This is a genomic window from Roseofilum acuticapitatum BLCC-M154 (assembly GCF_030068475.1).
Lineage (GTDB): Bacteria > Cyanobacteriota > Cyanobacteriia > Cyanobacteriales > Desertifilaceae > Roseofilum > Roseofilum acuticapitatum.
Genome location: NZ_JAQOSP010000072.1, coordinates 1 through 3051 on the forward strand (window position 1 = coordinate 1; position 3051 = coordinate 3051).

1 protein-coding gene is annotated in these 3051 nt (G+C 52.1%); it reads right to left on the minus strand.

Annotation, left to right across the window (positions count from 1 at the left end):
* Positions 1–135 precede the first annotated feature (135 nt).
* Complete coding sequence (locus tag PMG71_RS10475; RefSeq protein ID WP_283753624.1) at positions 136–2733, minus strand: CHAT domain-containing protein; 2598 nt, start codon at positions 2731–2733, stop codon at positions 136–138.
* Positions 2734–3051: the final 318 nt, after the last annotated feature.

Below are 3051 nucleotides of genomic sequence, written 5' to 3' on the forward strand. Positions count from 1 at the left end.
CATTACGAGCTCTGGGCCCACCCGGGGGCACCTGAGGACTGGGGGAGTGGGGGAATTGTTAATTGTTAATTATTCATTGTTAATTATTCATTGTTAATTGTTAATTATTCATTGTTAATTGTTAATTATTCATTGTTAATTGAGTCCCTGTACCACAAACCCAGCCCAATAATAGGGATCGGCAAACGGAGTATCCAGAGCATAGGACTGGGATAAACGGCGCTTCAGCTCGTTCAACCGGGTTTCATTGTCCCCATAGCGCTCTTGCAGATAGTCTAAAAGTCGGGTTTTGTACTGCTTCTCCAACTCCTTACCCGTCAAACTGCGTAAATCCTGTTGCGCTTGCTGGAGGGCGGTGGAGCGGCTTACACCAGAATTTCGCTTTTGATCGTATAAAATCGCTAACAGGGCGCTTCCTAGGTCAGCTACTGCCCACTGGGTCGTGATGACTGCCCTGGCTCCAGCACAGAGGAAACCCGCCGCTAGGGTCAGGGGGTCATCGGAGGGGTTGGCGGCGGTAAAATTGACTTCACAGCAGGAGGTAAAAATCTCTTCTACATCGGGTATCCGCCAGCCGGGAGTGAGCAGCAACCCCAGGGTGAGAGCGCCATCGGCGAGGCGGAGCCGGGAATTGAGGGGGTTTTCCCAGTCATACCTGGCGTGGTGGCTGCTGTGCAGGCGACCGACGGTTTGCAGCAAGGTTTTATACTGGTCAACTGTGGCTTGTTTGCCCCGCAGGTAGCGAGAGGCGGGTACGTTGTGGGCTTGGGCAATGGTTTGGCACTCGAAGGGGGTAAAGGGTAAATCTTCGGTGGCATCGGCGACAATGCCCAGGGCTGGCTCCGTTAGGGCTGGGCGCTCTTGGCAATACTGTAAAATGCGGCAAGAGGGAATCAGGCGAATGCGGAATTGATCGCCCAGGTAGCCTGTCGCGGTTTGTTTGCGTTTGGGGGTTTTGGGCGTTCCTCCCGGTTTTCTGCTCTCCTCTGGGAGTGCCTGCGGGTGCGGGTGGGGAGTGGGTGCAGACAGGGGAAGCGCTGCGAAGGGAATTTGATGCAGCACCAGGTGCGGAACGATAATCAGTTCTTCGATACCTTGGAGATGGGTTTGGATTAAGTGATTCAGGTTGAGGCGCTCGGTGAGTTGATGGAGGAGTTCAACCATGTTATCGCGCCATTGGGGGTTGTCCTTATAGATATAGTTGGCGTAAGGTCTTGTCCAGTTTTCGATTAACCAATTTTGCAGGCTGTCAATTCCTTGTTCTGGGCAACGGTGGCATTGGGTGGGTTTATCCTGATAGAGAATAAAGATCAATGTCTCCTCATCATTCGTGTAGAAACTGAGCAGAGCGGTGGTAGCATCCGGGAGCAGGTTCTGCATCTCGGTGAAGCTCAGGGGAGCGACTTCCTTAGAACCGGCTAAAACGGGATCTTGACGGCGCAGTGCTTGCCAAACCTGTTGTTTTTCCGCTTCTAAGGCTTGGATATCCTGGACAAACTGATCAAAGCTTTTGTCATTGTCGGGGTTTTGTGAGCGTTGGCGTTTTTGGTTGATTGCGGTTTGCAAGGCTTCGTAGCGCTGGAGTAAGGCTTGCACGGCTTCGGGAATCTCGCCCCCTTGATAGAGGTCGTTACTGTGCATTAAGTCTACCAGATGTTTGGAGCGGCTGCGATCGGCATATTCCAAGGCTTGGTCGTATTGCTCCAGGTTGACATAGGCTTGGATGATATTGGCGTAGACTCCCCTAGAGTTTGCCATCAATTCTTGGCGGCGATCGTCTGTGGTTGTCCAAGCGCGACTTTGTTCGACGGCTTCGATCGCGGTAGCATAGCCTTCAATGGCGAGGTTCCAGTCGCCTTCTGTGAAGCCGAGATAGCTTAAATTTTTTGCAGTGTTGAGACAATCTAAGGGTAAGGTTTGGGGAAGATGAATTGTTAATGCCTGACGATAAGCTTGGATCGCCTCCTCTAAATTCTTCCCCTTCTCCCGAATTGAGGCCAGCTCTTGGTAGGCAACCCCCAGATTATTTTGCGTTTGGGCGTAATCTTGGGGGCATTTGTCCGGTGTGCGGAACTTGAGGGCATTGTTGCAAGCGGCGATCGCCTTGTCTAAATTCTCCCCCTTCTCCCGAATTGAGGCCAGCTCCCAGTAGGCAGTCCCCAGATTATTTTGCGTTGCAGCATACTGTTCCGGGTTATCATCCAAGTGATGCAACATCCACTGATACCCAGAAATAGCAATCTCCTGATTCGTTTGCAGATCTCCCAAAGGAAAATTACTAATCTCAATACTGATATTCCCCACCAGCCCTACCATCGCGGTTTCTGCTTCTGGCTGTGCTGCAATCACTTGGTTCGCCACCTCCTGCAACATCCCCGCAAACGCTCCATCCAGCAGATGCTGATGGCTTGCCAGCAGTGCTTGCGTCTGTTGCGAGTTCCCTGTCCCCTCCGCTTGCATTAATTGGACGATAAACGGATGGTACTCTTCTGGAGTGTGGCGCTGTTCCCGACTCTCTCCCCCAAACACCTGCTCCAACAACCGCACCAATCCCAGCGCCATCTGTTCCTGTCCATTCTCCATCAACTGCTGCGCCATCATCCTCCCCACCTGCAACAACCCCTCATCCACCAGTCCTCGATTCTCGCGCAAAATCCGCCCCTCGTCTCCCTGCTCGCACTGCAACAGTTCCGTCAGCAGGTTCACATATTCCCGTATCCGTTGTTCATCCATTTTTCCGTCCTCCTTTTTCAACCATTATATCCATGTGAGATCCCCCTAAATCCCCCTTAGAAAGGGGGACTTCTGCTGCCCCCCCTTTTTTAAGGGGGGGTTGGGGGGGATCAAAACGTTTTCATTCAATCATCCCGTAGGGGCAGGTTTCACCCAGATTTTCGCCACCCACCCATCAATACAGCAGTTTTCGCTGTTATGTGGGACATCTTGATCCCCCTAAATCCCCCTTAAAAAGGGGGACTTTCCTATTCCCCCCTTTTTAAGGGGGGCAAGGGGGGATCTTTTCCTACTGTCCACCGATACAGCGCAAAGCGC